The sequence below is a fragment of the Pseudomonas sp. EZ-C24 genome (assembly GCF_014525325.1).
GTDB classification, from domain to species: Bacteria; Pseudomonadota; Gammaproteobacteria; order Pseudomonadales; family Pseudomonadaceae; genus Aquipseudomonas; species Aquipseudomonas shirazensis.
On record NZ_JACDIU010000021.1, the window covers coordinates 233,576 to 258,826 of the forward strand.

The following is a 25,251-nucleotide window of genomic DNA, read 5'->3' on the forward strand; positions in this document are numbered from 1 at the left end:
GGTTTTTCAGTTACCTCAACGGGTCTTAGATAGCACCACGCTGACGCAACACTTCCAGCACCTGCTTGACGCCGTCTTCGACGCTGCTGCTCTGGGTATCGATAACCAGATCAGCATCCAGCGGCACATCGAACGGGAAGCTTTCGCCCGGGATGTTATCGCCAGCAGCGGCGTACAGGCCCTGCGGGTCACGCTCGCGGCACGCCAGTGGCGAAGCCTGCACGTAAACCGTGATCAAGCGCTCCTTGCCGATCAGCGCCTTGGCCTGTTCGCGGCCTTCGGCATCCGGTGCGACGAACGCAGCCAGGGTCAACATGCCGGCTTCGTTGAACTGACGCGCGACATGCGCGGCGCGACGCCAGTTCTCGGTGCGCCCGGCGCGGTCCTGTGGCAGGCCCTTGTTCAGGTCATGGCGCAGGTTCTGGCCATCGAGCACGTAGACCGCCCGGCCCATGTCGAACAGCTTGCGCTCCACGGCGTAGGCCAGGGTGCTCTTGCCAGCGCCGGACAGGCCGCTGAACAGCACGGTGGCTGGCTGCTGACCAAAGCGCAGAACGCGCTCTTCGGTGGTGACATGGGCCTGCTTGCCATGCTGACCAGTGCTGCCGTGCGGCAGTACCGGCGGTGCGATGATCATGCCGGCACCAACGGTGCCGTTGGTCAGGCGGTCAATGACGATGAACGCGCCCGTAGTGCGGTTGCTGTCGTAGCCGTCCAGCGCGATGGCGGAGTCGAGGCTGACCTTGACCCGGCCGATCTCGTTCAACTGCAGCGAACTGGCCGCGCCCTTGTCGAGGGTGTTCACATCGACCCTGTGGGTGATGCTGGCGATCGAGCCCGGCACGTAGCTGGTGGCGCGCTTGATGTCGTACTTCTTGCCCGGCAGCATCGGCTCTTCGGCCATCCACACGAGCATGGCGTCGAACTGGTCGGTCACCGGCGGCACGTTGTCGGCATGCACCAGCAGGTCGCCACGGGAGATGTCGATCTCGTCTTCCATGGTCAGGGTCACGGCCTGGCCTGGGCCGGCGTGCTCCAGTTCACCTTCATAGGTGACGATGGATTTGACCCGGCTGCTCTTGCCCGACGGCAGTACGACGATCTCGTCGCCCTTGTGCACCACGCCGCTGGCGAGGGTGCCGGCAAAGCCGCGGAAGTTCAGGTTGGGCCGGTTGACGTACTGCACCGGGAAACGCAGGTCGGTGAAGTTGCGGTCGGCAGCGACTTCGACGGTCTCGAGGATTTCCATCAAGGTCTGGCCGCTGTACCACGGCGAACGCTCGCTGCGATTTACCACGTTGTCGCCCTTGAGCGCAGACATCGGCACGAAGTGCAGGCTGCTCGGGGTCAGGTCAATGGCCTGCGCAAACTTCAGGTAATCAGCCTTGATCGACTCGAACAGCTGCTCGTCGAAGCCTTTGAGGTCCATCTTGTTGACCGCAACGACGATGTGCTTGATGCCCAGCAGCGAGGCGATGTAGCTGTGCCGACGGGTCTGGGTCTGCACGCCGTAGCGGGCATCGACGAGGATGATCGCCAGGTCGCAGGTCGACGCACCGGTGGCCATGTTGCGGGTGTACTGCTCATGGCCCGGGGTGTCGGCGATGATGAACTTGCGCTTGGCGGTAGAGAAGTAGCGGTAGGCGACATCGATGGTGATGCCCTGCTCGCGCTCGGCCTGGAGGCCATCGACCAGCAATGCCAGGTCGACTTCTTCGCCCGTGGTGCCGGACTTTTTCGAGTCGCGGGTAATGGCCTCGAGGTGGTCCTCGTAGATCATTTTCGAGTCGTGCAGCAGGCGCCCGATCAGGGTGCTCTTGCCGTCATCGACGTTGCCGCAGGTAAGGAACCGCAGCAGTTCTTTGCGCTCGTGCTGAGCCAGATAAGCGACGATGTCTTCGCTGATCAAATCGGATTGATGCGACATGGAGTAACCCTGAAAATTAGAAGTAGCCCTGGCGTTTTTTGTCTTCCATGGAGCCTGCGCCATCGTGGTCGATGACCCGGCCCTGACGCTCGGAAGTGCGCGTCAGGAGCATCTCCTGGATGATGTCGGTCAGGCTGTCGGCATCCGACTCCACCGCGCCCGTCAACGGGTAGCAGCCAAGGGTACGGAAGCGCACCTTCTTCTTGACGATGCGGGCTTTCTCTTCCTCGGAGAGGTGCTCGAGAATGCGCTCGTCGTCGATCATGATCAGGGTGCCGTTCTTCTCGATGACTTCACGCTCGGCGGCGAAGTACAGCGGCACGATCGGGATGCCTTCAAGGTAGATGTACTGCCAGATGTCCAGCTCGGTCCAGTTCGACAGCGGGAAGACGCGGATCGACTCGCCTTTGTTGACCTTGCCGTTGTAGACGTTCCACAGCTCAGGGCGCTGGTTTTTCGGGTCCCAGCGGTGCTTGCTGTCGCGGAACGAATAGACCCGCTCCTTGGCCCGGGATTTCTCCTCGTCGCGGCGCGCACCACCGAAGGCGGCATCGAAGCCGTACTTGTCCAGTGCCTGCTTGAGGCCCTGGGTCTTCATGATGTCGGTGTGCTTGGAGCTGCCATGGGTGAATGGGTTGATGCCCTGCGCCACCCCTTCCGGGTTGACGTGGGTGATCAACTCCAGGCCCATTTCCTCGACCATCTTGTCGCGGAAGCTGTACATCTCCTGGAATTTCCACTGGGTATCGACGTGCATCACCGGAAACGGCAGCTTGCCCGGGAAGAAGGCCTTGCGCGCCAGGTGCAGCATCACGGCAGAGTCTTTACCGATCGAGTAGAGCATCACCGGGTTGTCGAACTCGGCGGCCACCTCGCGGATGATGTGGATGCTTTCCGCCTCCAGCTGTTTCAAGTGCGTCAGTTTGTCGACCATGGCTACTCACGTAAAACGATCTTATGAACGGCCAGCGGGCCGTGTTCGAGCGAGCCACTTTAGCACAGCGACTGCTTCTATTTAGGCAGGCGGCTAGATCGAAACGGTCTAACCATATGACTTCCGGTTTGGGGCTTCAGCAGGTGTAGGAGCACGCAATCTGGCGCTCAGATCGGATTCGGGCAGTCGATGAACAGGTGCTCGACGGCGAAGCGCCGGGCCAGATAGTCACCCAGCGCCTGCACGCCATAGCGCTCGGTAGCGTGGTGACCGGCAGCGATGAAGCTGATGCCGTTTTCGCGGGCGCTGTGAAAGGTCTGCTCGGAGGCCTCGCCACTGATGAACAGGTCGACGCCCTGGGCAATCGCCGTGTCGATGTAGCCCTGACCGCCGCCGGTGCACCAACCGATCCGCCGCACCAGTTGCTCGCCTTCGATCAGCAACGGCTCGCGACCCAGTACCTCTTGCACGCGGCGAGCGAAATCACGCGCCGAGACTGGCTCGTCGAGCGAGCCGAGCATGCCTACCACCTTGGGATTGTTTGGCTCCAGGGGGCCTTCGACGGTGATGCCCAACTGATGCGCCAGTTGCACGTTGTTGCCAACCTCGGGGTGCACATCCAGCGGCAGATGGAACGCCAGCAGGCTGATGTCATGCTTGAGCAGCGTCTTCAGGCGACGTTGTTTGATGCCGGTGATGCACGGGTCTTCGCCTTTCCAGAAGTAACCATGGTGCACCAGCACCAGATCAGCCTCGGCTTCTACTGCCGCATCAAGCAATGCCTGGCTTGCGGTAACGCCGCTGACGATGCGGCTGACCTGGGGCCGACCTTCGACTTGCAGGCCATTGGGGCAGTAATCCTGGATCCGCGCGCTGTTCAGATAGCGTTCGGCTTCGGTGACCAGCGTGGTGAGGGCGACGGCCATGAAAAATCTCCTCGCAGTGGCATGTAGGCAGGGCGCAAGGCCCTATAATGGCGGCCATTATGAGCTGTCGCCGGCGCTGCGGATACCGCTGGCAGGCGCCCGCCAAACGCACGCCGACGATGCGCCGCAGTGGCCGTCGCCGCGCGCCGTGTTCAGGTGTATCATCGCGCGCGCCTCCCCGGGCCGCTCTGCGACGGCCCTGCCCTACTCCAGGATTGATTCGATGCTCAAGGTTCTGCGTTACTTTGGCTGGCCACTGCTTACCGGCATATTGATCGCCATGCTGGTCATCCAGCGCTTTCCCGAGTGGGTCGGCCTGCCCAGCCAGGACGTCAACCTGCAGCAGGCGCCGCAGACCACGCGGATCATGCAGGGCCCGGTGTCGTACGCCGACGCCGTCACCCTGGCGGCGCCAGCGGTGGTCAACCTGTACACCACCAAAGTGGTCAACAAGAGCGCCCACCCGCTATTCGAAGACCCGCAGTTCCGCCGCTTCTTCGGTGACAACCTGCCCAAGCAACGGCGCTGGGAATCGAGCCTGGGTTCGGCGGTGATCATGAGCCCCGAAGGCTACCTGCTGACCAACAACCACGTCACCAGCGGTGCCGACCAGATCGTGGTCGCCCTCAAGGACGGCCGCGAGACCTTGGCCCGAGTGATTGGCAGCGACCCGGAAACCGACCTGGCGGTGCTCAAGATCGACCTGAAGAACCTGCCGGCGATTACCATCGGCCGCTCCGACACTATCCACATCGGCGACGTTTCGTTGGCCATCGGCAACCCGTTCGGGGTTGGCCAGACGGTGACCATGGGCATCATCAGCGCCACCGGGCGTAACCAGCTGGGCCTGAACAACTACGAAGACTTCATCCAGACCGATGCGGCGATCAACCCCGGCAACTCCGGGGGTGCGCTGGTCGACGCCAATGGCAACCTGGTCGGTATCAACACGGCGATCTTCTCCAAGTCCGGCGGTTCGCAGGGTATCGGCTTCGCCATCCCGGTAAAACTGGCGCTTGAGGTGATGAAGTCGATCATCGAACACGGCCAGGTGATTCGCGGCTGGCTGGGGATCGAGGTGCAGCCACTCAGCCAGGAATTGGCCGAATCGTTTGGCCTCGAAGGCAAACCAGGGATCGTCGTAGCGGGGATCTTCCGCGATGGCCCGGCGCAGCGCGCAGGCTTGCAGTTGGGTGATGTGATCCTGAGCATCAACGGCGAGCCGGCGGGCGATGGGCGCAAGTCGATGAACCAGGTGGCGCGGATCAAGCCGACCGACAAGGTGGCGATCGAGGTGATGCGCAATGGCAAGCAGCTCAAGCTGATCGCCGAAGTGGGCCTGCGCCCACCGCCGGCGCCGGTAGCGCCGAGCGAAGAGAAATAAACAAAAGGGGCCGCAATCGCGGCCCCTTTTTGTATCAGTGCAGGATCTGGCTGAGGAACAACTTGGTGCGGTCGCTCTGCGGCCGGTCGAAGAAGTCATCCGGCGCCGCCTGCTCTACGATCTCGCCCTTGTCCATGAAGATAACCCGGTTGGCCACGGTGCGGGCAAAGCCCATCTCGTGGGTCACGCAGAGCATGGTCATGCCGTCTTCGGCCAGGCCCACCATGGTGTCGAGCACCTCCTTGACCATCTCCGGGTCGAGCGCCGAGGTCGGCTCATCGAACAGCATGATCTTCGGCTTCATGCACAGCGCTCGGGCAATTGCCACTCGCTGCTGCTGACCACCCGACAACTGCCCAGGGAACTTGTGCGCCTGCTCCGGGATGCGCACGCGCTCCAGATAGTGCATGGCGATTTCCTCGGCCTTGCGCTTGGGCATCTTGCGCACCCACATCGGCGCCAGGGTGCAGTTCTCGAGAATGGTCAGGTGCGGGAACAGGTTGAAGTGCTGAAACACCATGCCGACTTCGCGGCGGATCGCTTCGATCTGCTTGAGGTCGTTGGTCAGCTCGACGCCGTCAACGACGATGCGCCCTTGCTGATGCTCCTCGAGCCGGTTGAGGCAACGAATGGTGGTCGACTTGCCCGAGCCGGACGGCCCGCACAAGACGATCCGCTCGCCCTGACGCACGTTCAGGTTGATGTCCTTGAGCACATGGAACTGGCCGTACCACTTGTTCACGCCCTGCATCTGGATGATGCCTTCGGGGCCGGCAGGCTGCTTGATCGCTTCACTCATTTTGAAACTCCTAACGCTTGTGGCCAGTGTCCAGCTTGCGCTCCAGGTGCATGGAGTAGCGGGACATACCGAAACAGAAAATCCAGTAAACCAGGGCGGCAAACACATAGCCCTCGGTCGCCATACCCAACCAGGCCGGGTCTGCCGTGGCTTGGCGCACGCTGTTGAGCAGGTCGAACAGGCCGATGATGATTACCAGGCTGGTGTCCTTGAACAGGGCAATGAAGGTGTTGACGATGCCCGGGATGACCAGCTTCAAGGCCTGCGGCAGGATCACCAGGCCCATCGAGCGCCAGTAACCCAGGCCCATCGCCGACGCGGCTTCGTACTGGCCTTTGGGGATGGCCTGCAAGCCACCCCGTACCACCTCGGCGATGTACGCCGACTCGAACAGGATGACGAAGATCATCGCCCGCAGCAGCTTGTCGAAGCTCATGCCTTCCGGCATGAACAACGGCAGCATCACCGAAGACATGAACAGCACGGTGATCAGCGGAATACCGCGCCAGAACTCGATGAAGGTCACCGACACCGACTTGATCACCGGCATCCGCGAGCGCCGCCCAAGTGCCAGCAGAATCCCCAACGGCAATGCCGCGGCGATACCGACGGTAGCGATCACCAGGGTCAGCATCAGCCCGCCCCACTGCGAGGTCGGTACCTGGCTCAGGCCAAAGCTGCCGCCATGCAGCAGGAAGTACGCCAGGGTCGGGTAGACCAGCAGGTAGCCAATGCCGTAGGCCACCTTGCGCGGGAAGCGACGGATGAACAGCGGCGCAGCGCCGATCACGCCCAGCCACACGGTCAGGTCGACGCGCCAGCGCAGATCGCTCGGGTAATAGCCATACATGAACTGGCCGAAGCGCTGCTGGACGAACACCCAGCAGGCGCCCTCCTTGGTGCAGTCGGCGCGGGTAGTGCCGGTCCAGTTGGCGTCGATGAACGCCCACTGCAGCAGCGGCGGCACGGCCAGCCAGACCAGGTAGATGGCAAAGAAGGTCAGCAGCGTGTTGATCCAGCTGGAGAACAGGTTGGCGCGCATCCAGGCCACCACACCAACGGTTTTCACCGGTGGTGGCATATCAGGTTTGAAAACATGGGCGTTCATGCGCGACTCCTACCGCTCGATCAGCGCAATGCGCTTGTTGTACCAGTTCATCAGCAACGAGATGCTGATGCTGATCGTCAGATAAACCGCCATGGTGATCGCCATGACCTCGACCGACTGGCCGGTCTGGTTGAGTACTGTGCCGGCAAACAGCGAGACCAGTTCCGGGTAGCCGATAACGGCTGCCAGTGAGGAGTTCTTGGTCAGGTTGAGGTACTGGCTGGTCAACGGTGGAATGATCACCCGCAGCGCCTGGGGAATGATCACCTTGCGCAACGTCGGGCCTTCGCGCAGCCCCAGCGAACGGGCGGCTTCGGTCTGGCCGTGGCTGACCGAGCGGATGCCGGCACGCACGATTTCGGCAATAAACGCAGCGGTATAGATCGACAGCGCCAGGGTCAGTGCCATGAACTCGGGGATCAGCACCCAGCCACCGGCAAAGTTGAAGCCTTTGAGCTGCGGCACTTCCCACTGCAGCGGGTTGCCGAACAGCAGCACGCACATGGCCGGAATGCCGACCATCAGCGCCAGGCCGACCCAGAACTTGTGGAACGGTTGCCCGGTTAGCTCGAAGCGCTTGTTGGCCTGGCGCACCATCAGCACCACCGCGACAATGGCGACCACCAGCGAAACCACAAACGGCCAGAAGCCATCGGCCATCGACGCGCCCGGCATGTTCACGCCGCGGCTACTGATAAAGAACAGGTCATCGATATTGATGCTGCCGCGCGGCCCAGGCAACGCAGTGAACACCGCGAAGTACCAGAACAGGATCTGCAGCAGTGGCGGGATGTTGCGGAAGGTCTCGACGTAGACCGTGGCCAGCTTGTAGACCACCCAGTTGGAGGACAGGCGGCCGACCCCCACGGTAAAGCCGATCAAGGTCGCCAGGACGATACCGATGACACTCGCCAGCAAGGTGTTGAGCAGGCCGACCAGCAGCACCCGCGAGTAGGTGTCCGCTTCGGTGTAGTCGATCAGGTGCTGGGCAATGCCGAAGCCAGCACTGCGCTCGAGAAAGTCGAAGCCCGAGGTGATGCCCCGGTGCTGCATGTTGGTTTGGGTGTTGTGGATCAGGTACCAGCCCAGACCGACCACGCAGACCACCGTGAGGATCTGGAACAGCCACGCGCGCACACGTGGATCACTAAGGGAAAAGCCCTTGGGTGCGCCGATTTGATTTTGCATGAAGTGCCCCGGAAAAAAGGGATCAGAACAGCCTGCGGCGGCAGGATGCCGCCGCAGGTGCAGCCATCAGCGCACCGGAGGTGCGTACTGGATGCCGCCGTTGTTCCACAGGGCATTCAGGCCACGATCGATCTGCAGCGGGGTGCTCTTGCCAAGGTTCTTCTCGAACACTTCGCCGTAGTTACCCACTTGCTTGACGATCTGTACCACCCAGTCCTTGGGCAACTTGAGGTCTTTGCCGTATTCGCCGTCAGCGCCGAGCAGGCGGGCGTTGTCCGGGTTCTTGCCGGATTTGGCTTCAGCCTCGACGTTTTTCGAGGTGAGGCCGGCTTCTTCGGCATTGAGCATGGCGAACAGGGTCCACTTGACGATGCTGAACCACTCTTCATCACCTTTACGCACGACAGGGCCCAGTGGCTCCTTGGAGATGGTCTCCGGGAGTACCACGTAGTCGGTCGGTGCTGCCAGCTTGGAGCGTTGTGCGTAGAGCTGCGACTTGTCCGAGGTGAGCACATCGCAACGACCCGATTCCAGCGACTTGGCGCTCTCGTCGGAGGTGTCGAAGGTGATCGGGGTGTACTTCAGGCCATTGGCGCGGAAGTAGTCGGAGACGTTCAGTTCGGTGGTGGTGCCTGCCTGGATGCAGACGGTCGCGCCGTCGAGCTCCTTGGCGCTGGAAACACCGAGCTTCTTGTTGACCAGGAAGCCGATGCCGTCGTAGTAGGTCACGCCAGCGAAGACCAGGCCCATGCCAGCATCACGCGAGCTGGTCCAGGTGGTGTTGCGCGAGAGTACATCGACTTCGCCGGACTGCAGCGCAGTGAAGCGCTCCTTGGCGTTGAGCTGGCTGAACTTGACCTTGGTGGCATCGCCGAACACTGCAGCGGCTACCGCACGGCACACATCGGCATCGATGCCGACAATGTTGCCCTTGGCGTCAGGTACCGAGAAACCCGGCAGGCCATCGCTCACGCCACACTGGACGAAGCCCTTTTTCTTTACCGCATCCAGCGTAGCGCCGGCCTGGGCAAAACTGGTTGCACCCAGCGCGGCGGCAGCGGTCAGGACTGCCAGCGTGGTTTTCAACATCTTCATCTACAACCTCCAAATCGCTCTTGTTGTGTCGAGCCGGAATTGCACCGCACCCTTATGAGGCGCATCCGACCCCTGTTGGCTTGTTTTTGGGTCACGTGGTGCAATGGGCTGTTCTGTGACAGCCTTTGATCCAAACGAGGGGTGTTACCGTCGCCGGTTAATCCCTTCGCATCGGTAGATCCATAGCAAGGCGCGTACCACAGTTGCCGGCTTAAGCGTTTAAGCGGTCGTCAAGTAGTAAAAGTTGTACAGTTGCGACATCTTGTTAAGGCATTCGCTACCCCTGCCTTTTTTTAATGCACCTAATACGTACACGCGCACAAATTCGGAGCAGTTATGACCAACCCGTTGATTATCGAACCGCAAACCACCGCTGACGCCTGTGTGATCTGGTTGCACGGCCTGGGTGCCGACCGTTACGACTTCCTACCGGTGGCCGAATTTCTTCAGGAGCGTTTGCTCAGCACGCGCTTCGTCATGCCCCAGGCGCCGACCCGCCCAGTCACCATCAATGGCGGCTACGCCATGCCCAGCTGGTACGACATCAAGGCCATGACTCCGGCGCGCGCCATCGATGAAGCGCAGTTGGACGAGTCCGCCGAGCAGATCATCCAGTTGATCAAGGCCGAGCAAGCCAAAGGCATCAGCCTGGCGCGGATCATCCTCGCCGGGTTTTCCCAGGGCGGCGCGGTGGTGCTGCACACTGCCTATATAAAGTGGCAGGAAGCGCTCGGCGGGGTCATTGCCCTGTCGACCTACGCGCCGACCTTCAGCGCCGAGCACCAACTCAGTGCCTGCCAGGAGCGCACTCCTGCACTGTGCCTGCACGGCATCCATGACCCGGTGGTGATCCCGTCGATGGGCCGCACCGCCTTCGAGTACCTGAGCCAATGGAACGTCGCCGCGCGCTGGCAGGAGTACCCGATGGAGCATGAAGTGGCCGTGGCCGAGCTTGCCGATATCCACGACTGGCTCAGCGAACGGCTGCGTTGAACCCGGCCGGCAGGCAGCTGCCGGTGCATTCTCCTACGCCGCGCCCGAATCTTGCATTACACTGGCCGGCGTATATTCCTTAATCAAATAACGAGATGACCGTGCTGAAGGCACTGAAAAAAATATTCGGCAAGGGAGACGCCGCAGCGCAAACGGCTGCTCCCCAAGCCACTGAGACAGCACCCGCACCTGCGGTTCTACCGCCTGCTACCGAGGTTAAGCCTCACCCCGAGCCTGCCGTTGCTGCTGCGCCGGTTGTATCGCCGCGCAACGAAAAGCCTGCGCAAGCCAAGCCTCGCCGCGAACGCAAGCCCAAGCCACAGGCCAGCCTGTGGAAGCCGGAAGATTTCGTCGTCGAAGCTCAGGAAGGCAAGACCCGCTTCCACGACTTCAAGCTCAGCAACGAGCTGATGCATGCCATTCAAGACCTCGGCTTCCCGTACTGCACGCCGATCCAGGCCCAGGTTCTGGGTTATACCCTGCGCGGTCAGGACGCCATCGGCCGGGCCCAGACCGGTACCGGCAAGACGGCCGCGTTTCTGATTTCGATCATTTCCCAGCTGCAGCAGACGCCGCCGCCGAAAGAGCGCTACATGGGCGAGCCGCGTGCGCTGATCATCGCGCCGACCCGCGAGCTGGTGGTGCAGATCGCCAAGGACGCCGCCGACCTGACCAAGTACAGCGGCCTCAACGTCATGACCTTTGTTGGCGGCATGGACTTCGACAAGCAGCTCAAAGCGCTTGAAGCCCGTCACTGCGACATTCTGGTGGCCACCCCGGGCCGCCTGCTGGACTTCCACCAGCGCGGCGAAGTGCACCTGGACATGGTCGAAGTGATGGTGCTCGATGAAGCTGACCGTATGCTCGACATGGGCTTCATCCCTCAGGTCCGGCAGATCATCCGCCAGACCCCGCCGAAGAGCGAACGGCAGACGCTGCTGTTCTCGGCGACCTTCACCGACGACGTGATGAACCTGGCCAAGCAGTGGACCACCAACCCGGCGATCGTCGAGATCGAGCCGGAAAACGTCGCCAGTGAAACTGTCGAGCAGCACGTCTACGCCGTTGCCGGCAGCGACAAGTACAAGCTGCTGTACAACCTGATCACCCAGCAGAAGTGGGAACGGGTGATGGTCTTTGCCAACCGCAAGGACGAAGTGCGGCGTATCGAAGAGCGCCTGGTGCGCGATGGCATCAACGCCGCTCAGCTGTCCGGCGATGTGCCGCAGCACAAGCGTATTCGTACTCTGGAGAATTTCCGCGAAGGGCGCGTCACCGTGCTGGTCGCTACCGACGTTGCCGGGCGCGGGATTCACATCGATGGCATCAGCCACGTGATCAACTTCACCCTGCCGGAAGATCCGGACGACTACGTGCACCGCATTGGCCGCACCGGTCGCGCTGGCGCCGCTGGCATCTCGATCAGTTTTGCGGGTGAAGACGACTCGTATCAGTTGCCGGGCATCGAAGCCCTGCTGGGTCGCAAGATCAAGTGCGAAATGCCGCCTGAAGAGCTGCTCCAGGCGGTGCCGCGCAAGGCGCACTGATAGTCCGATCGCAGGCTCTGCCGAACTACCAGCGTTCGGCAGCCTGCTGATCGCTGTGCCTGCCCTCGACCCAGCGTGGTCCGTCTTCGGTGGTTTCTTTCTTCCAGAACGGCGCGCGGGTTTTCAGGTAATCCATGATGAAGTTGCAGCCATCGAAGGCGGCCTGACGGTGCGCGCTGGCGACGCCGACAAAAACGATCGGCTCGCCGGGCTGAAGCGTCCCTATACGGTGCAGCACCTCGACCTTGAGCAACGGCCAACGCTGCTCGGCTTCGACGATGATCTTGGTCAGGGCCTTTTCGGTCATGCCGGGAGCGTGCTCGAGAAACATCCCCGCCACTTCGCGGCCATCGTTGAAGTCGCGCACATAGCCGACAAAACTCACCACCGCACCGACGCCGGCATTGGCTGCGTGCATGGCATTGACCTCGGCGCCGGGATCGAACGCCTGTTGCTGCACTCGTACGGCCATGTTCAGCCTCCGGTCACCGGTGGGAAAAACGCCACTTCGTCGCCATCTGCCAGTGGTTCAGCCAAACGGCAAAGGTCCTGGTTGCGCGCGCACATCAGATTCTGTTCGGCGAGCACGGCATACTCCGGGCCTTTGCCAAGCAGTGCCTGGCGGACTGCTTCGACAGATCCGAAGTCACCCTCCAGGCGCTCACCGTCGCGCCCAAGCAGCTCACGGTAACGGGCGAAGTACACCACCTCGACGCTCATTGCGCAGCCGCCTTGAAGTCGCCGCTCTTGCCGCCGACCTTCTCCAGCAGGCGCACCTGTTCAATGACCATGCCTTTGTCGACGGCCTTGCACATGTCGTAGATGGTCAGCGCGGCGACGCTGGCAGCCGTCAGTGCTTCCATCTCCACTCCGGTCTGCCCGGCGAGCTTGCAGCGGGCAACGATACGCACGGCATCAACGCCATCGGCTGTGAGCTCGACCTTGACGCTGGTGAGCATCAGCGGGTGGCACAGCGGGATCAGGTCACTGGTCTTTTTCGCCGCCTGGATACCGGCAATACGCGCCACGGCGAACACATCACCCTTGGGGTGATCACCGTCGACGATCATCTGCAGGGTCTGCGGCAACATGCGTACCCGCGCCTCGGCCACTGCCTCGCGCTGGGTCACGGCTTTTTCAGTGACGTCGACCATATTGGCGCGCCCCTGGGAATCGAGATGAGTCAGCACTGCTCTGCTCCTGTGAAGGGAGCAGAGAGTGTAAACCTGCAAGTCAGCTTTTCGCAGCGAAAATAACCGGGCGGCGAACCGCCCGGCCAGATGGTTTACATATGCGACTCGGCGTACTCGGCGAGCACCGAGCGCGGAACACCCTGCAGGGTGATGTGCACGCCGTGGGGGAAGTCCTTGAAGCGCTCGGTCAGGTAGGTCAGGCCCGAGCTGGTTGCGGACAGGTAAGGGGTGTCGATCTGCGCCAGGTTGCCCAGGCAGACCACCTTGGAGCCAGCACCGGCACGGGTGATGATGGTTTTCATCTGGTGCGGGGTGAGGTTCTGGCATTCATCGATCAGGATCAGGCTCTGCTGGAAACTGCGACCGCGGATGTAGTTCAGCGATTTGAACTGCAGCGGTACCCGTTCAAGGATGTACTCGACACTGCCGTGGGTACTCTCGTCGTCCATGTGCAGGGCTTCGAGGTTGTCGGTGATAGCGCCCAGCCAAGGCTCCATCTTCTCCGCCTCGGTACCTGGCAGGAAGCCGATCTCCTGGTCCAGCCCCTGCACGCTGCGGGTGGCGATGATGCGCCGGTAGCGTTTGCTGACCATGGTTTGTTCGATGGCTGCCGCCAACGCCAGGATGGTCTTGCCCGAACCCGCTGCGCCGGTCAGGTTGACCAGATGGATATCCGGATCGAGCAAGGCGAACAGCGCCAGGCTCTGGTGGATGTCACGCGGTTTCAGGCCCCAGGCTTCCTGGTGCAACAGCGGCTCCTGGTGCAGGTCGAGCAACAGCAGTTCGCCCTCGCGGATGCCTTTGACCCAGCCGACGAAGCCTTGCTCGTCGATGATGAACTCGTTGACGTGCACCGACGGCAACGGGTCGGTCAGTTGTACCCGGTGCCAGGTACGGCCGCGCTCCTGACGCGTGTCGACCTTGTTGACGCGGTCCCAGAAGGAACCGCTGACCGAGTGATAGCCCTTGGACAACAGCGATACGTCGTCAACCAGTTGGTCGGTGCTGTAGTCCTCGGCGGCAATGCCGCAGGCGCGCGCCTTGAGGCGCATGTTGATGTCTTTGGTGACCAGCACCACGTCCAGATCCGCACGTTTGGCGCGCAGTTCCAGCAACTGGTTGATGATGATGTTGTCAGCGAGGTTTTCCGGCAGCAGGCGATTGGGCTCGCTGCGCGGGCCCATCAGGATCGACAGGAAGCCTTTGGGTCCGCTCTTGCCACGCTGGATCGGCACGCCCTGTTCGACGTCATTGGGTGACGCGTCGGCAAGGGTCTGGTCGATCAGGCGAATGGCCTGGCGGCAGTCGGCGGCGATGGTCTTTGTGCCCGTCTTGAGCTTGTCGAGTTCCTCCAGCACCGTCATCGGGATAGCGACGTGGTGCTCCTCGAAGTTGAGCAGGGCGTTGGGATCGTGGATCAGGACGTTGGTATCGAGCACATACAGGATTGGCTTGCTGGAGGAAGGGTTGCGTCCATGGTCATCCATACTCGGGCACCTTATGTCAGAACCGCGCGACGCATTCTGGCTGCGTCGCAGAGTGACGCCGTTCTCCCCGTATCCGCGTTGTTACGGGCGGGGGGCTCACCTGGCAAAGGAGGGTCTGGATGACGCCACCTGTGCTGCAGGAATCGGCTGTCTGGTTCTTTCATACCGCAAAAACGATGAACAAAAAAAGCTTTTTTACGTGTTGATGAAGTTTATTTTTCCGAATGACGATCCGACCTTGGCGAAGCCCCGGCATGGGTCTAGAGTCATATATCAAGCTCAATCGTCATCACCCGCCTGCGCCGCTCTGCGCCATTGCGCCAGCGTCTGCGCCACGCCCGTACTCCTTGCAGTCCTGCCAACCGATACCGCTCTGCACCGTGTGCTGCAGCAGCCACTCCAGCGCCGGCTGAGCCTTGCTCTGGTTGTCATGAAACTGGATAACGCCCTTGCGCCACAACAGCATCAGCGTCACCACACGCTGGGCTGATGCCTCGGCGGTCAGTGCGCCATCGTCCATTGCGTCGATATCCCACAACGACACCTGCAGCCCTTCGCTGGCCATGAACGCCTCACCATCGCTGCGCCGCTGGCCATAGGGCGGACGGAACAGCGGCACGTACTGCTCGGGCAACTCGGCCTGCACCCACGCCTGGCTGCGCCGCAGGGAATCCTGCCAACCCTGCCATTGCGCGTGGGAGCGATACTCCCAGCCCTGGATGCCGACACACTGCTTGCGGTACACGTCCTGCAATCGGCCAGCGCCGCTGTCGCGGCGCTGCTGCAGACGGTTGCCAAGGACGAAGAAGGTGGCGTTGAGTTTCTGCCGGCGCAGGTAATCGGCCAGGTTGTCGGTGCTGCTGCCCTGCCCGCCTGGTCCGCCAACAAAGGTCAGCAGGAACATCCGGTCATTCAGTTCATCGCCGTTGCGCTCGCGGCTGGACAGCCGTTCGATCTCGCTGCTGGTCTGCGGGAACAGCGCGGCCTTGCGCAGCTGTTCATCCAGGTAACGCCGATGGAAGCTATGGCTGGGTTCGGTCCAGCCGACATAGAACTCGCCGACATCGGCATTGAACGTGGCCGCCCGGGTGCGCAATTCGGCCATCGACTCGAGCGGATAGCAGAACGACGCATCCTGCTCGCAACTGCGCTGCGCCTGCTGGTAGTTCTGCCACAGCCGCTGCCACATCCGCGCCCGCACCGCACGCACTACCGGCAGGTTGACCTGCCTGAGCTGAAGCCGTGCCGCCAGCGCCGGCTCGTCGAGCATTTCGCTCTCCTGCAGCACTTGGGCAAACGACAGGATCTCGGCCCGCGACGCCACATCGAACAGCACCGGGCTGTCCAGTTGCTCAGGCCACAGGCTGCGATCAAAGCTGGCCGGGACGACCGGGGCGGCTTGCACGGCCAGGCTCAACACACTGGCCAGCACGGCCAAGGCAATGCGCACGATCAGATTCTCCATTTCATCCTGGCCGGCACTATAGCGCGACCCTCGTCGATGTTCTGTGACTATCGTCGGCATAGTTTGGACTTGCCCGGTTCAGCCCGTAGAATCGGCCCAATTCGATTTCAGGAGCCGACCCGATGCTGACGGTGATTTCCCCCGCCAAAACCCTCGACTACGACACCCCGCCGGTGACCGAGCGTTTCACCCTGCCGCAGTATCTGGATCACTCGCAGGCGCTGATCAGCCAACTGCGCGACCTGAGCCCGGCACAGATCAGCGAGCTGATGCACCTCTCGGACAAACTCGCCGGCCTCAACGCCGCACGCTTTGGCAGCTGGAGCGCAGACTTCACCCCAGACAATGCCAAACAAGCGCTGCTCGCGTTCAAAGGTGACGTATACACCGGGCTCGACGCCGAAAGCCTCAGTGAAGACGACTTCAGCTACGCCCAGGATCACCTGCGCATGCTCTCCGGCCTGTACGGCCTGCTGCGTCCACTCGACCTGATGCAACCCTACCGCCTGGAGATGGGCACCAAGCTGGCCAACCCACGCGGCAAGGACCTGTACGCCTTCTGGGACACGCGCATCAGCGAATGGCTGAACCAGGCACTGGCCGAGCAAGGCGACGACGTGCTGCTCAACCTGGCCAGTAACGAGTACTTCAGTGCGGTCAAACGCAGCGCGCTCAAGGCACGGATCATCAGTGTCGATTTCAAGGACTGGAAGAACGGCCAGTACAAGATCATCAGCTTCTACGCCAAGAAAGCCCGTGGGATGATGAGCCGGTTCGTGATCCAGGAGCGAATCGCCGATCCGGAGCAGCTCAAGCAGTTCGATGTGCAGGGGTACTACTACAGTGTTGAGCAGTCGAAGCCGGATCAGCTGGTGTTTCTGCGGGATCACCTGTAGGAGCGGCCTTGTGTCGCGAAAGGCCCGCAAAGCGGGCCCGGCGATGTCGGCGGCGAAGCTGAAAATGAGGGCACACTACGCGCGCCTTTCCGACCGGTCCGGCGTTCCGGCAAGGCCGCTCCTACACGCCAATGGAGGTGCTGACCGCCAGCGTCTTACTCCACCCAGACCCAACCCGCCTCCAGCCCTTGAACTTCGACGCCTTGCGGCACTGCGCGAAGAGGAGTGACGACAACATTGCGCCCTGGCTGATAGTCGTCCGCGCGATACAGCACGTAGTGGCCACTGCCGTCGTCAGTACGCAGCGCCGCTGCAGGCACCGCCAGCGCTTGCTCATTGCTGTACAGCAACACGGTCACCTGCGCGCTCATCCCCAGCCGAACGCCCAGCGCGACCGGGTCTGGCTGAGTATCCAGAGCAATCAACAAATCGAACCAGGCGCCCTGCCCATCCTCGGTCCTGGCCTGCTGACCAACCGCGACGACCCGGCCGTTGAGCGTGTGCCCAGCAAACCCCTCCCCGCTTACCTGCACGAACATCCCCTCGTGAACCTTGTGCAGATCGCTTTGCTCCAGTGCGGCGCGCACCTGTAACTGGCTCAGATCGACCAGCACAAACAGCGGCGTGCCTTGACTCGCCAACTGGCCGACTTGCAGCGCAAGTTGGCGGTCCTCGCTTGGCCGAGGCACCAGCAGCCCACTGAACGGCGCGCGTACCTCGCGCTGGTTACGTAACGCCGCCAACTCGCGCTGGCGCGCTTGAGCAGCGTCGAGTTCAATGCTCGCCAGTCGCAAATCTACGCCTTGCCCGCGCTCACGGGTTTGTCGCAGATGCTGCCTGGCATCAAGCAGGTCCTGCTGCAGCATCACCACTTGTTGCTGCAAGGCCTCCACTTCCTGACGGGCGACGATACCCCGGTCGAACAGCCGCTGCGTCTGCTTCAAGGCTGCCTGCGCGAGCTCCAGGCTGCTGCTGGCCATAGCCTGCGCTCGTTTGGCCTGGGCCATCTCCGAGCCGCTTGCCCAGGCTTGCAGCTGCCGCAACGCGCGCTGGCTCTGCAGCAGCTGCGCTTCAGCTTGGCGAAGCTGCGGGTCCAGTTCAGCAGTGTCGAGTACAGCAATGATTTCTCCCGCTGCCACCTGCTGCCCCGGCGCTATCGGCAGCGCCTGAAGCAGGCCGGCAAACGGCGCCGCCACGGTCACTTGACGAACAGCCTGAATCCGCCCGAGCACGCCAAGGCGCTGCTCGATGAGTTGCGGCTCGATCCGCAGCCATGAGCCGACGCTATTCTCGCTCACCTCTGCCGGCCAAGGGCGCCATGGGCTAAGCAGAAGGCAGCCAAGCACCAGCATCGAAATTGCCAACACCTGCTGCCTAGTCATTGATGGCCACGTCCCAGCTGTCCAATGTCGTGCCCAGAATCAAGTCAAGAGCGGTCTGCGCATTCAAATAGGCGATCTGCGCGTCCAGCCGTGCACTCTGTGCGCCGCGCAGATCGCTCTCGAAACTGAGCACCTGAAAGTTGCTCGACAGGCCGAGCGCTAGCTTCTCCTGTTCGATGGCGAGCTTGCGCCGTGACAGATCCAATGCTCGCCCGGCGATTTGCAACTGGCGCCAACTGACCTGCACTTCGCGCACGCCATCGACAACCTCGCGCTGCAGTTGCTGACGGGCGTCGGCCAGTTGCAAGCGTCGACTATCAACGGCGACTTGGGCCCGTACCAGCCCTTGCCGCCGGCTCAAGTCAGCAATTGGGATTTCCAACTGCAACCCCAGATAGTGTTCCCAGACCTTGCCGGAACTTGGCCGCTCACGGGCCTGGCTGGTAGCACCGATCAACGACAAGTCCCAGCGCTGCTGATCCTTGGCAAGGCGCAGATCGAGGTCTGCCTGCTGATCGGCCAGCAACTGCAGCAGATAGATCGGCTGCAAGGCTTCAGCCTGGGCTAAAGCCCGCCTCGGATCTAGTCCGGTCGGCTCGGCTTCCGCCTCTTCGCTAACGCGCAAGGGCGTGTCCAGGTCCAGAGCCAGTGCTTGCAGCAGCGCCAGGCGGCCAGCGTGCAGGTTATTACGACTGCCCTCCAGAGCCAGTTCCTGATTGGCCAGCTCTGCTTCGGCCTGAACAATCTCGAACGCGGCCATGCGCCCGGCGTCAATCAGCTCGCGGTTGACGGCAATCAGCTGGCTGGCCCGTTGCCGTGCATCATCGGTGATGTTTAGTTGTTCCTGCGCACGTAACAGGTCGCGATACAAGCCAATGATGCTGGTGATGGTGTGTGACACTTGATCTTTGAGGGCCAGTCGATTGGCCTGCTCAGCCAGTTCCGCCTGATGCAACGGTGCCATGGCTATGTCACGCCCTGCACCTCTGAGCAGCGGCTGGATCAGCATAAGGTTAGCGCCGTCACGATAACGCGGCCCAGCTGCATTGCCCCGAGTCTGGCCGTAGGCCCAGTCGAGACTCACGCGGGTGCCGTAAGCCGTCAGCACACTCGCGCTGGGCGTTAACTCCGCCTGGCGATAGCGATCGTCCTGATTGCGGTTGGCCTGATACTGCGCCTTGAAGGAAAGTTGTGGCGCGTAGCGGTCAGCTGCAACGCGCAGCTCGAACTTGTCAGCAATGCGCTGCAAGTAAGCACTGCGAATACTGCGGTTGTCGCGCAAGGCCAAGGCAATCGCGTCGCTCAGACTCAACACCAGCTCGTCACGAGCTGTAACCGCCTTGGCCGAAACCGCCCCGGGGATGATCTGGCCAGGCGAGCGCAAGGCGGCTGCGGTGATACCAGGCAGCAGGCACAGCAGCAGGCAGCAGCGCATCATCCGGTCATTCATCACGCAGCGCTGCCACGGGTTGCAGACGCGCAGCAGCCAGCGCCGGCTGCAGGCCGAAGAACACCCCGATCAGCAGCGCACTGACCACGCCCAGCGGTATCGACCAGGGATCAAGGGCAAAATCCCAGCCCGACAGCCAAGCGAACAACCAGGCGGCCAGTACCCCAACCATCGAACCAAGCACAGCCCCGCCACTTGCCAGAATCACCGCCTCGAGCAGAAACAACCAAGCGATATCCACAGGCCGTGCGCCGAGCGCCATACGTACGCCGATCTCACGCCGCCGCTCGATGACGCTCATCAGCATTACATTCATGACGCCTACGCCGCCAACCAGCAGTGCGATAGCGCCCAGGCCTGCCAACAACCAGCTGAACAGACGCGCCTGGCTGGCCATGCCATCAAGCAACTGCTGGGGTACCTGCACTTCGACTTCAGCGCCGGGCAGTTGCATGCGCAGATCACCGGCCAATTCATCAGCAGCAACGCGCACGCTTTGTGAATCGCGCGCCAGCGCCACTACCGCGCTGATCTGCGGTGCCGATGACAAGCGGCGCATGGCTTGCAGCGGTATCAGCAAGCCGTCATCGACCGCCACTGGCAGCAACGGGTTGTAGCCAATCGGAGCAAGGATGCCGATCACTTCGAACAGATAGCGACCCAGCTGCAACTGGTCGCCCACGCACGCCTGCAGTTGCTGCGCAGCGATCGCCCCCAGCAGCAGGTAAGGGCTGTGGGCGTCATGCTCTGACAACAACCGTCCCTGGTCGGCGGTCAGGTCGAGAACAGTGGCTAACGCCGGTGTACTGCCTGTGACCATGAGCGCTTCACTGATAGCGCCCAGACGCACCTCGACCGGCGCCATCGCCAGCGGCGCTGCGCTGATCAGCAGTGGTGAAACCGCTGACAGCTGCGGCGGCTGAACCGTCATCGCCGGGGTCCCGCTATCACGCTGCAAAGTGGCGACCAGCAACTCGCTGCCCATGCCTTGAAATAACTGCCGAGATTGCAAGGCGGCGCTATGGCCGACATTGAGCAACGCCACCACTGCGGCGCAGCCCACCGCAATGCCCAATAAGCCCAGCCAGGCGCGACGCCCCATCGTGCCTAGGTTTGCTATCGATTCGGCCAGCCGCTGAGAAGCGCTCGGCCCGTAATGTTCAGCGGGCATCGCCGACCTGCCCTGCCCGCACGTTCAAGCAGCGCTGCATGTGGCTGGCCATCGCCGGATCATGAGTGACCAGCAACAGCGTCACACCGCGCTCACGATTGAGCGCTTTCAATAGCTCAAGCACATCTGCCGCCGCTTCGCCATCAAGGTTGCCGGTGGGCTCATCGGCGAGTAACAACTGCGGCTCGCCGACCAACGCGCGGGCGATCGCGACGCGTTGACGCTGGCCGCCGGAAAGCTCGGCTGGCCGATGGCTCATGCGCGCCCCCAGCCCGACCGACTGCAGCTGCCGTCGTGCAGCGCATCTGGCCCGCAGCACAGGGATGCCGCGATAAAAAAGCGGCAAGGCAACGTTGTCCAGCACAGTCAAGCGCGGCAGCAAGTGGAAGCTTTGGAAGACGAAGCCGATGCTGCGGTTACGCATCATTGCCCGTTGCGCACCGCTGGCACCGGTCATGTTCTCACCACCGATCAGCACACGGCCCTGACAGGGTTCATCGAGCAGACCGATCAGGTTAAGCAGCGTGCTTTTGCCAGAGCCTGACGGGCCAACGATGGCGCAGGATTGACCATGAGCGATCGACAGCGAGACATCACCAAGGATCACCTCGCCGCCGAGTGAATGGTGGACGTGTTCAAGCGAGATGGCGGGACTCATGAGGGACTTGCCTCGTTGCCAAGACCTTTGGCGCTGCCCTCGTCGCCGGCCGCATCCTTGCGTTCATTAGCGGGTTTCCATTCGTTGGCCAACATATCAAGAAGAGACGTATTGAATTCTGGCCAGTCAACTTCCTGCACGTCCAGCTGAAGCATGATTTCCACTTCATAATTGCCGTAACGTGATTCCTCTATTGCTGGCAGCGCCTTGTAATATGCCAAGATTTCCTTAAGACCTTCGGTGCTTTTTCCTCTCTGCTGATACTCATCCCACATTTTCCCAACAACAGACTTTGACCATTCACTGTACTGCCGACCTGACTCAATCATCGCCGCCTGACGTTCATTAGTCGTGAACGAACCTCCTTCGTCATAGGCAATAACACTCAACTGCTGTGCACTCATGCCAAAGAATGGGTTCTCACTTCGACCATTGATAAAATCCGTCGCTTGCCGGGCACTTGCAAGCCACTGAGGGTCATCGCTGCCAGGTAATTCTGCATCATGTTTTGCTTTGTTGAGATCGTAACTTGCGCCATACACTTTTTCTCTGATGGATGCAGCCAAAGCGGTCAGTTCCTTACGGCTTAATTGACTGTCACGAGCACTTGCGCGTTGTTCAGCTGCACTCAGCCTCTGAGCAAGTGATGATAGGGTTTCCTGGCTGTTTTCGCTGACAACCACACCATTTACAGGTGAGCTTTGATCACCAGTATTGCGTGCGGAAACTCGTACCTCACTGGCGCTATTCAGGGTGAATTCATTATTCTTTATTTGCATCATGCACCTGTTCATTTCGAGCGCCCGCCTTGGATTAAGCGCACGCCCAGATCATGTGCAACCCACTCGTTACACCTGAGCGGGCGGCGCTGTTGGGTAAAACGCTACTTCATCACGAACTCAACTCGCCATGAGTAATTAGCAGCAGTAGCAGTAATGATCGCCGTACAGGTGGCTCCCCCAGACGGGGTGGCCGTTTTGGTCCATTCCGGCTTTTTTATTCCCCCGGGCAACACGCGCATCTGAAACGTGGTGCCGAAAGCACACGTCTTCTGACCGATCGTGTATCGCACCATAGCCGCGTTCACGTCAGGACTAATTACTCGCTGTACCGTAAAGTTATTGCTAGCCCCAGCAGGTACTTCTTCAGCGGGCTTTGGCTTGGCAGCCAAGTAAGTGCTGGACTCATTGGAAGTAACTATTTTCAGGGTCGCTTTCGCCGACCCCATGTTTTTGAATGTTACCTCTACAGGCGGCCCAGCATGCGCCAGCCCCACAGTGGACAGGGATACAGCGCCCATGATGCCTACCATCAGATTTCTCATATTGACTCTTCCCTATTGGGCAGCTCCGTGGATCGGATCTGCTGGGTGGCAGCGCGCACCCTTCATCGGATGGGCGCTGCTCACTGGCTGCTGAAGGTGACTTCTGATCCAAGGCTGCCCACGACGCTCCATCGTTCCAGGCCAGCACCTGCAGCTCATCCATCATCTCTAACGGCACCCAGCCTCAAACCCTTAAGGTTCGTAAGGTCTTGCTCTGTTACGGCATGTGAGCCCCATTGCAGAGCACCGCGTGATAGACGGGGCGGAGCGGCATTAAACGCCAAACATCAGGCGCCAAATAATCGACAAGCCAAGCTCGACGCCCCCGCGCCAGCAGACCGTTCGTAGTTTTTTGACGAATTTTGCAATTATTTTTCCGGTGATGGCATATAACCATCCCGCTGGGTTTTCACCCTTTATATACCGGGGTGAAACCGTCGCGTGCTATCACCATGCAACTATGCGCACTTAGATAAATATTTAGAAATCTTTCATTTCGTCAGTTTCGGTTCAGGAACTTTGCCCCCCAGGTGCCCCTCATAGGACCCGTAACGAATCTTCATCGCTGCATGTGAGAGATGACTTACAGATGACAAGCGGCAGGTACCTACTACCCGGCCGAAGAACTTAGGCGGACGCCACGGTAACCACCAAGCGCGCTGCCGGCTGAAGGAGATGCAAGCCCCTTAAACGTCCTAGTGGTTGATTTCAAAGGATTTATCCACTTGAAAGAACAAGCACAGCAGTTCGCCACGTAGCGCGCTGCAGTAAAGACGGCTGCATTTCAGGGCACGTTTTTTAATGATCGGTCTTTGACTGCCTACTTAGAGTGCACACCGTTGTGCACTCCGGATTTATTCATGCCTGCGTTCGGTGAAGTGTGCACTCGCCTTGGCAAAGTGCGCCCGAATTAATGCTGGTTAATCAAACCGGCCGGCACTTCCGTGGAAGAGTCGGCGTGATAAACACTTGAGGTGAAAGCGATGCGTATCAGCATTTTTGGTTTGGGTTATGTGGGTGCAGTGTGTGCAGGCTGCCTGTCGGCACGGGGCCATGAAGTGATTGGTGTGGATGTGTCGCAGACCAAGATCGACCTGATCAACAAGGGCAAGTCGCCCATCGTCGAGCCGGGCCTTGAGCAACTGCTGCAACAGGGCATCGCCAATGGCCGTCTGCGTGGCACCACCGACTTCGCCGAGGCCATCCGCGCCAGCGACGTGTCGATGATCTGCGTGGGCACGCCAAGCAAGAAAAACGGCGACCTGGGCCTTGAGTACATCGAATCGGTTTGCCGCGAAATCGGTTACGTGCTGCGTGACAAAGCCAGCCGCCACACCATCGTGGTGCGCAGCACCGTGCTGCCTGGCACCGTCAAGAACGTGGTCATCCCGATCCTGGAAGACTGCTCGGGGAAAAAGGCAGGCGTCGACTTCGGTGTCGCGGTCAACCCTGAATTCCTGCGTGAAAGCACCGCGATCAAGGACTACGACCAGCCACCGATGACTGTCATCGGCGAGTTCGACACCGCCAGCGGCGACGTCCTGCAAGCGCTGTACGAAGAGCTCGATGCGCCGGTGATCCGCAAGGACATCGCCGTTGCCGAAATGATCAAGTACACCTGCAACGTGTGGCACGCGACCAAGGTCACCTTCGCCAACGAGATCGGCAACATCGCCAAGGCGGTCGGCGTCGATGGCCGCGAAGTGATGGACGTGGTCTGCCAGGACACCGTGCTCAACCTGTCGCAGTACTACATGCGCCCAGGCTTCGCCTTCGGCGGCTCGTGCCTGCCCAAGGACGTGCGCGCCCTCACCTACCGCGCTGCCAGCCTCGACGTACGTGCCCCGCTGCTCGACTCGCTGATGCGCAGCAACGAATCGCAGGTGCAGAACGCCTTCGACATCATCGAGAGCCACGACAAACGCAAGATCGCCCTGCTCGGCCTGAGCTTCAAGGCCGGCACCGACGACCTGCGCGAGAGCCCGCTGGTGGAACTGGCCGAGCGCCTGATTGGCAAAGGCTACCAGCTCAACATCTACGACCAGAACGTTGAGTACGCCCGTGTCCACGGCGCCAACAAAGAGTACATCGAGTCGAAGATCCCGCACGTCTCGTCGCTGCTCAACGCCAACTTCGAGCAAGTCATCAACGACGCCGAAATCATCATCCTCGGCAACCGTGACGAGCAGTTCCGCGCCCTTGCCCAGCAAGCGCCGGCCGGCAAGCAAGTGATTGACCTGGTTGGCTTCATGAGCAAGCCCACCTGCAGCACCAGCCGCACCGAAGGCATCTGCTGGTAAGCCAGCCTGACGCGGGGCCGCAAG

Annotated in this window: 23 protein-coding genes; 5 read left to right on the forward strand and 18 right to left on the reverse strand. The window is 61.1% G+C overall.

The window, feature by feature from the left end; all coding sequences use genetic code 11:
* Positions 1-25: 25 nt before the first annotated feature.
* From cysN to IDM28_RS18475, 3 genes are all read right to left on the reverse strand, one after another.
* On the reverse strand, positions 26-1,927 hold the full coding sequence (gene cysN, locus IDM28_RS18465; RefSeq protein ID WP_188036620.1) for a sulfate adenylyltransferase subunit CysN: 1,902 nt from the start codon (positions 1,925-1,927) through the stop codon (positions 26-28).
* Between the two features lie 16 nt (positions 1,928-1,943).
* Positions 1,944-2,861, reverse strand: coding sequence for a sulfate adenylyltransferase subunit CysD (gene cysD, locus IDM28_RS18470; protein ID WP_101322023.1), 918 nt, complete (start codon positions 2,859-2,861; stop codon positions 1,944-1,946).
* Positions 2,862-3,028: 167 nt separating this feature from the next.
* Complete coding sequence (locus IDM28_RS18475) at positions 3,029-3,787, reverse strand: Nif3-like dinuclear metal center hexameric protein (RefSeq protein ID WP_188036621.1); 759 nt, start codon at positions 3,785-3,787, stop codon at positions 3,029-3,031.
* Positions 3,788-4,010: 223 nt separating this feature from the next.
* Between IDM28_RS18475 and algW the strand changes: the two genes are divergently transcribed.
* Complete coding sequence (gene algW / locus IDM28_RS18480; RefSeq protein WP_101322025.1) at positions 4,011-5,171, forward strand: Do family serine endopeptidase AlgW; 1,161 nt, start codon at positions 4,011-4,013, stop codon at positions 5,169-5,171.
* 34 nt (positions 5,172-5,205) lie between these two features.
* Here the strand turns inward: algW and IDM28_RS18485 are convergent, their stop codons facing one another.
* The 4 genes from IDM28_RS18485 to IDM28_RS18500 form a co-directional block, all read right to left on the reverse strand.
* Entirely contained in the window at positions 5,206-5,970 is a 765-nt protein-coding gene (locus tag IDM28_RS18485) for an amino acid ABC transporter ATP-binding protein (RefSeq protein WP_103438495.1), read from the reverse strand.
* Positions 5,971-5,980: 10 nt separating this feature from the next.
* Positions 5,981-7,078 carry an amino acid ABC transporter permease gene (locus IDM28_RS18490; protein ID WP_188036622.1) on the reverse strand — a complete coding sequence of 366 codons (1,098 nt, stop codon included), beginning with the start codon at positions 7,076-7,078 and terminating at the stop codon, positions 5,981-5,983.
* A 9-nt stretch (positions 7,079-7,087) separates the two neighbouring features.
* A complete protein-coding gene (locus IDM28_RS18495; protein WP_101322028.1) occupies positions 7,088-8,266 on the reverse strand; it encodes an amino acid ABC transporter permease in 1,179 nt (392 codons plus the stop codon).
* Between the two features lie 66 nt (positions 8,267-8,332).
* On the reverse strand, positions 8,333-9,361 hold the full coding sequence (locus IDM28_RS18500; RefSeq protein ID WP_101322029.1) for an amino acid ABC transporter substrate-binding protein: 1,029 nt from the start codon (positions 9,359-9,361) through the stop codon (positions 8,333-8,335).
* A 336-nt stretch (positions 9,362-9,697) separates the two neighbouring features.
* Between IDM28_RS18500 and IDM28_RS18505 the strand changes: the two genes are divergently transcribed.
* Together IDM28_RS18505 and rhlB are read left to right on the forward strand one after the other, a co-directional pair.
* Positions 9,698-10,354 carry an alpha/beta hydrolase gene (locus tag IDM28_RS18505; RefSeq protein WP_101322030.1) on the forward strand — a complete coding sequence of 219 codons (657 nt, stop codon included), beginning with the start codon at positions 9,698-9,700 and terminating at the stop codon, positions 10,352-10,354.
* A 101-nt stretch (positions 10,355-10,455) separates the two neighbouring features.
* On the forward strand, positions 10,456-11,901 hold the full coding sequence (gene rhlB / locus IDM28_RS18510; protein WP_316937016.1) for an ATP-dependent RNA helicase RhlB: 1,446 nt from the start codon (positions 10,456-10,458) through the stop codon (positions 11,899-11,901).
* 25 nt (positions 11,902-11,926) lie between these two features.
* Here the strand turns inward: rhlB and moaE are convergent, their stop codons facing one another.
* From moaE to IDM28_RS18535, 5 genes are all read right to left on the reverse strand, one after another.
* Positions 11,927-12,373, reverse strand: coding sequence for a molybdopterin synthase catalytic subunit MoaE (gene moaE, locus IDM28_RS18515; RefSeq protein WP_101322031.1), 447 nt, complete (start codon positions 12,371-12,373; stop codon positions 11,927-11,929).
* Between the two features lie 2 nt (positions 12,374-12,375).
* Complete coding sequence (locus IDM28_RS18520; protein ID WP_181089681.1) at positions 12,376-12,621, reverse strand: MoaD/ThiS family protein; 246 nt, start codon at positions 12,619-12,621, stop codon at positions 12,376-12,378.
* Entirely contained in the window at positions 12,618-13,091 is a 474-nt protein-coding gene (gene moaC, locus IDM28_RS18525; protein WP_150570652.1) for a cyclic pyranopterin monophosphate synthase MoaC, read from the reverse strand. The genes IDM28_RS18520 and moaC overlap by 4 nt, the downstream gene beginning before the upstream one ends.
* A 95-nt stretch (positions 13,092-13,186) precedes the next feature.
* On the reverse strand, positions 13,187-14,581 hold the full coding sequence (locus IDM28_RS18530; protein ID WP_101322034.1) for a PhoH family protein: 1,395 nt from the start codon (positions 14,579-14,581) through the stop codon (positions 13,187-13,189).
* 289 nt (positions 14,582-14,870) lie between these two features.
* A complete protein-coding gene (locus tag IDM28_RS18535) occupies positions 14,871-16,031 on the reverse strand; it encodes a polysaccharide deacetylase family protein (RefSeq protein WP_188036669.1) in 1,161 nt (386 codons plus the stop codon).
* A gap of 137 nt (positions 16,032-16,168) precedes the next feature.
* Here IDM28_RS18535 and yaaA point away from each other — a divergent pair, with 137 nt between their 5' ends.
* Positions 16,169-16,942 (forward strand): peroxide stress protein YaaA, encoded by a 774-nt coding sequence (gene yaaA / locus IDM28_RS18540; protein WP_188036624.1) that lies wholly within the window; start codon positions 16,169-16,171, stop codon positions 16,940-16,942.
* A 155-nt stretch (positions 16,943-17,097) separates the two neighbouring features.
* On the opposite strand, the gene IDM28_RS18545 is transcribed toward yaaA, so the two are convergent.
* The 6 genes from IDM28_RS18545 to IDM28_RS18570 all read right to left on the reverse strand — a co-directional run bounded on the left by IDM28_RS18545 (position 17,098) and on the right by IDM28_RS18570 (position 22,927).
* Positions 17,098-18,240 (reverse strand): efflux RND transporter periplasmic adaptor subunit, encoded by a 1,143-nt coding sequence (locus IDM28_RS18545; protein WP_188036625.1) that lies wholly within the window; start codon positions 18,238-18,240, stop codon positions 17,098-17,100.
* A 76-nt stretch (positions 18,241-18,316) separates the two neighbouring features.
* On the reverse strand, positions 18,317-19,762 hold the full coding sequence (locus IDM28_RS18550) for a TolC family protein (protein ID WP_223175986.1): 1,446 nt from the start codon (positions 19,760-19,762) through the stop codon (positions 18,317-18,319).
* 4 nt (positions 19,763-19,766) lie between these two features.
* The gene (locus IDM28_RS18555; protein ID WP_262500164.1) at positions 19,767-20,876 is read right to left on the reverse strand and encodes an ABC transporter permease; all 1,110 of its coding nucleotides are present in this window, start codon (positions 20,874-20,876) and stop codon (positions 19,767-19,769) included.
* A 58-nt stretch (positions 20,877-20,934) separates the two neighbouring features.
* Positions 20,935-21,603 (reverse strand): ABC transporter ATP-binding protein, encoded by a 669-nt coding sequence (locus IDM28_RS18560; RefSeq protein WP_150570657.1) that lies wholly within the window; start codon positions 21,601-21,603, stop codon positions 20,935-20,937.
* On the reverse strand, positions 21,600-22,385 hold the full coding sequence (locus IDM28_RS18565) for a hypothetical protein (RefSeq protein WP_150570658.1): 786 nt from the start codon (positions 22,383-22,385) through the stop codon (positions 21,600-21,602). The genes IDM28_RS18560 and IDM28_RS18565 overlap by 4 nt, the downstream gene beginning before the upstream one ends.
* Positions 22,386-22,486: 101 nt before the next feature.
* On the reverse strand, positions 22,487-22,927 hold the full coding sequence (locus tag IDM28_RS18570; protein ID WP_188036628.1) for a hypothetical protein: 441 nt from the start codon (positions 22,925-22,927) through the stop codon (positions 22,487-22,489).
* Positions 22,928-23,910: 983 nt separating this feature from the next.
* On the opposite strand from IDM28_RS18570, the gene IDM28_RS18575 reads away from it, so the two are divergent.
* Entirely contained in the window at positions 23,911-25,227 is a 1,317-nt protein-coding gene (locus IDM28_RS18575; protein ID WP_101322042.1) for a nucleotide sugar dehydrogenase, read from the forward strand.
* The last annotated feature ends 24 nt before the right edge of the window (positions 25,228-25,251 follow it).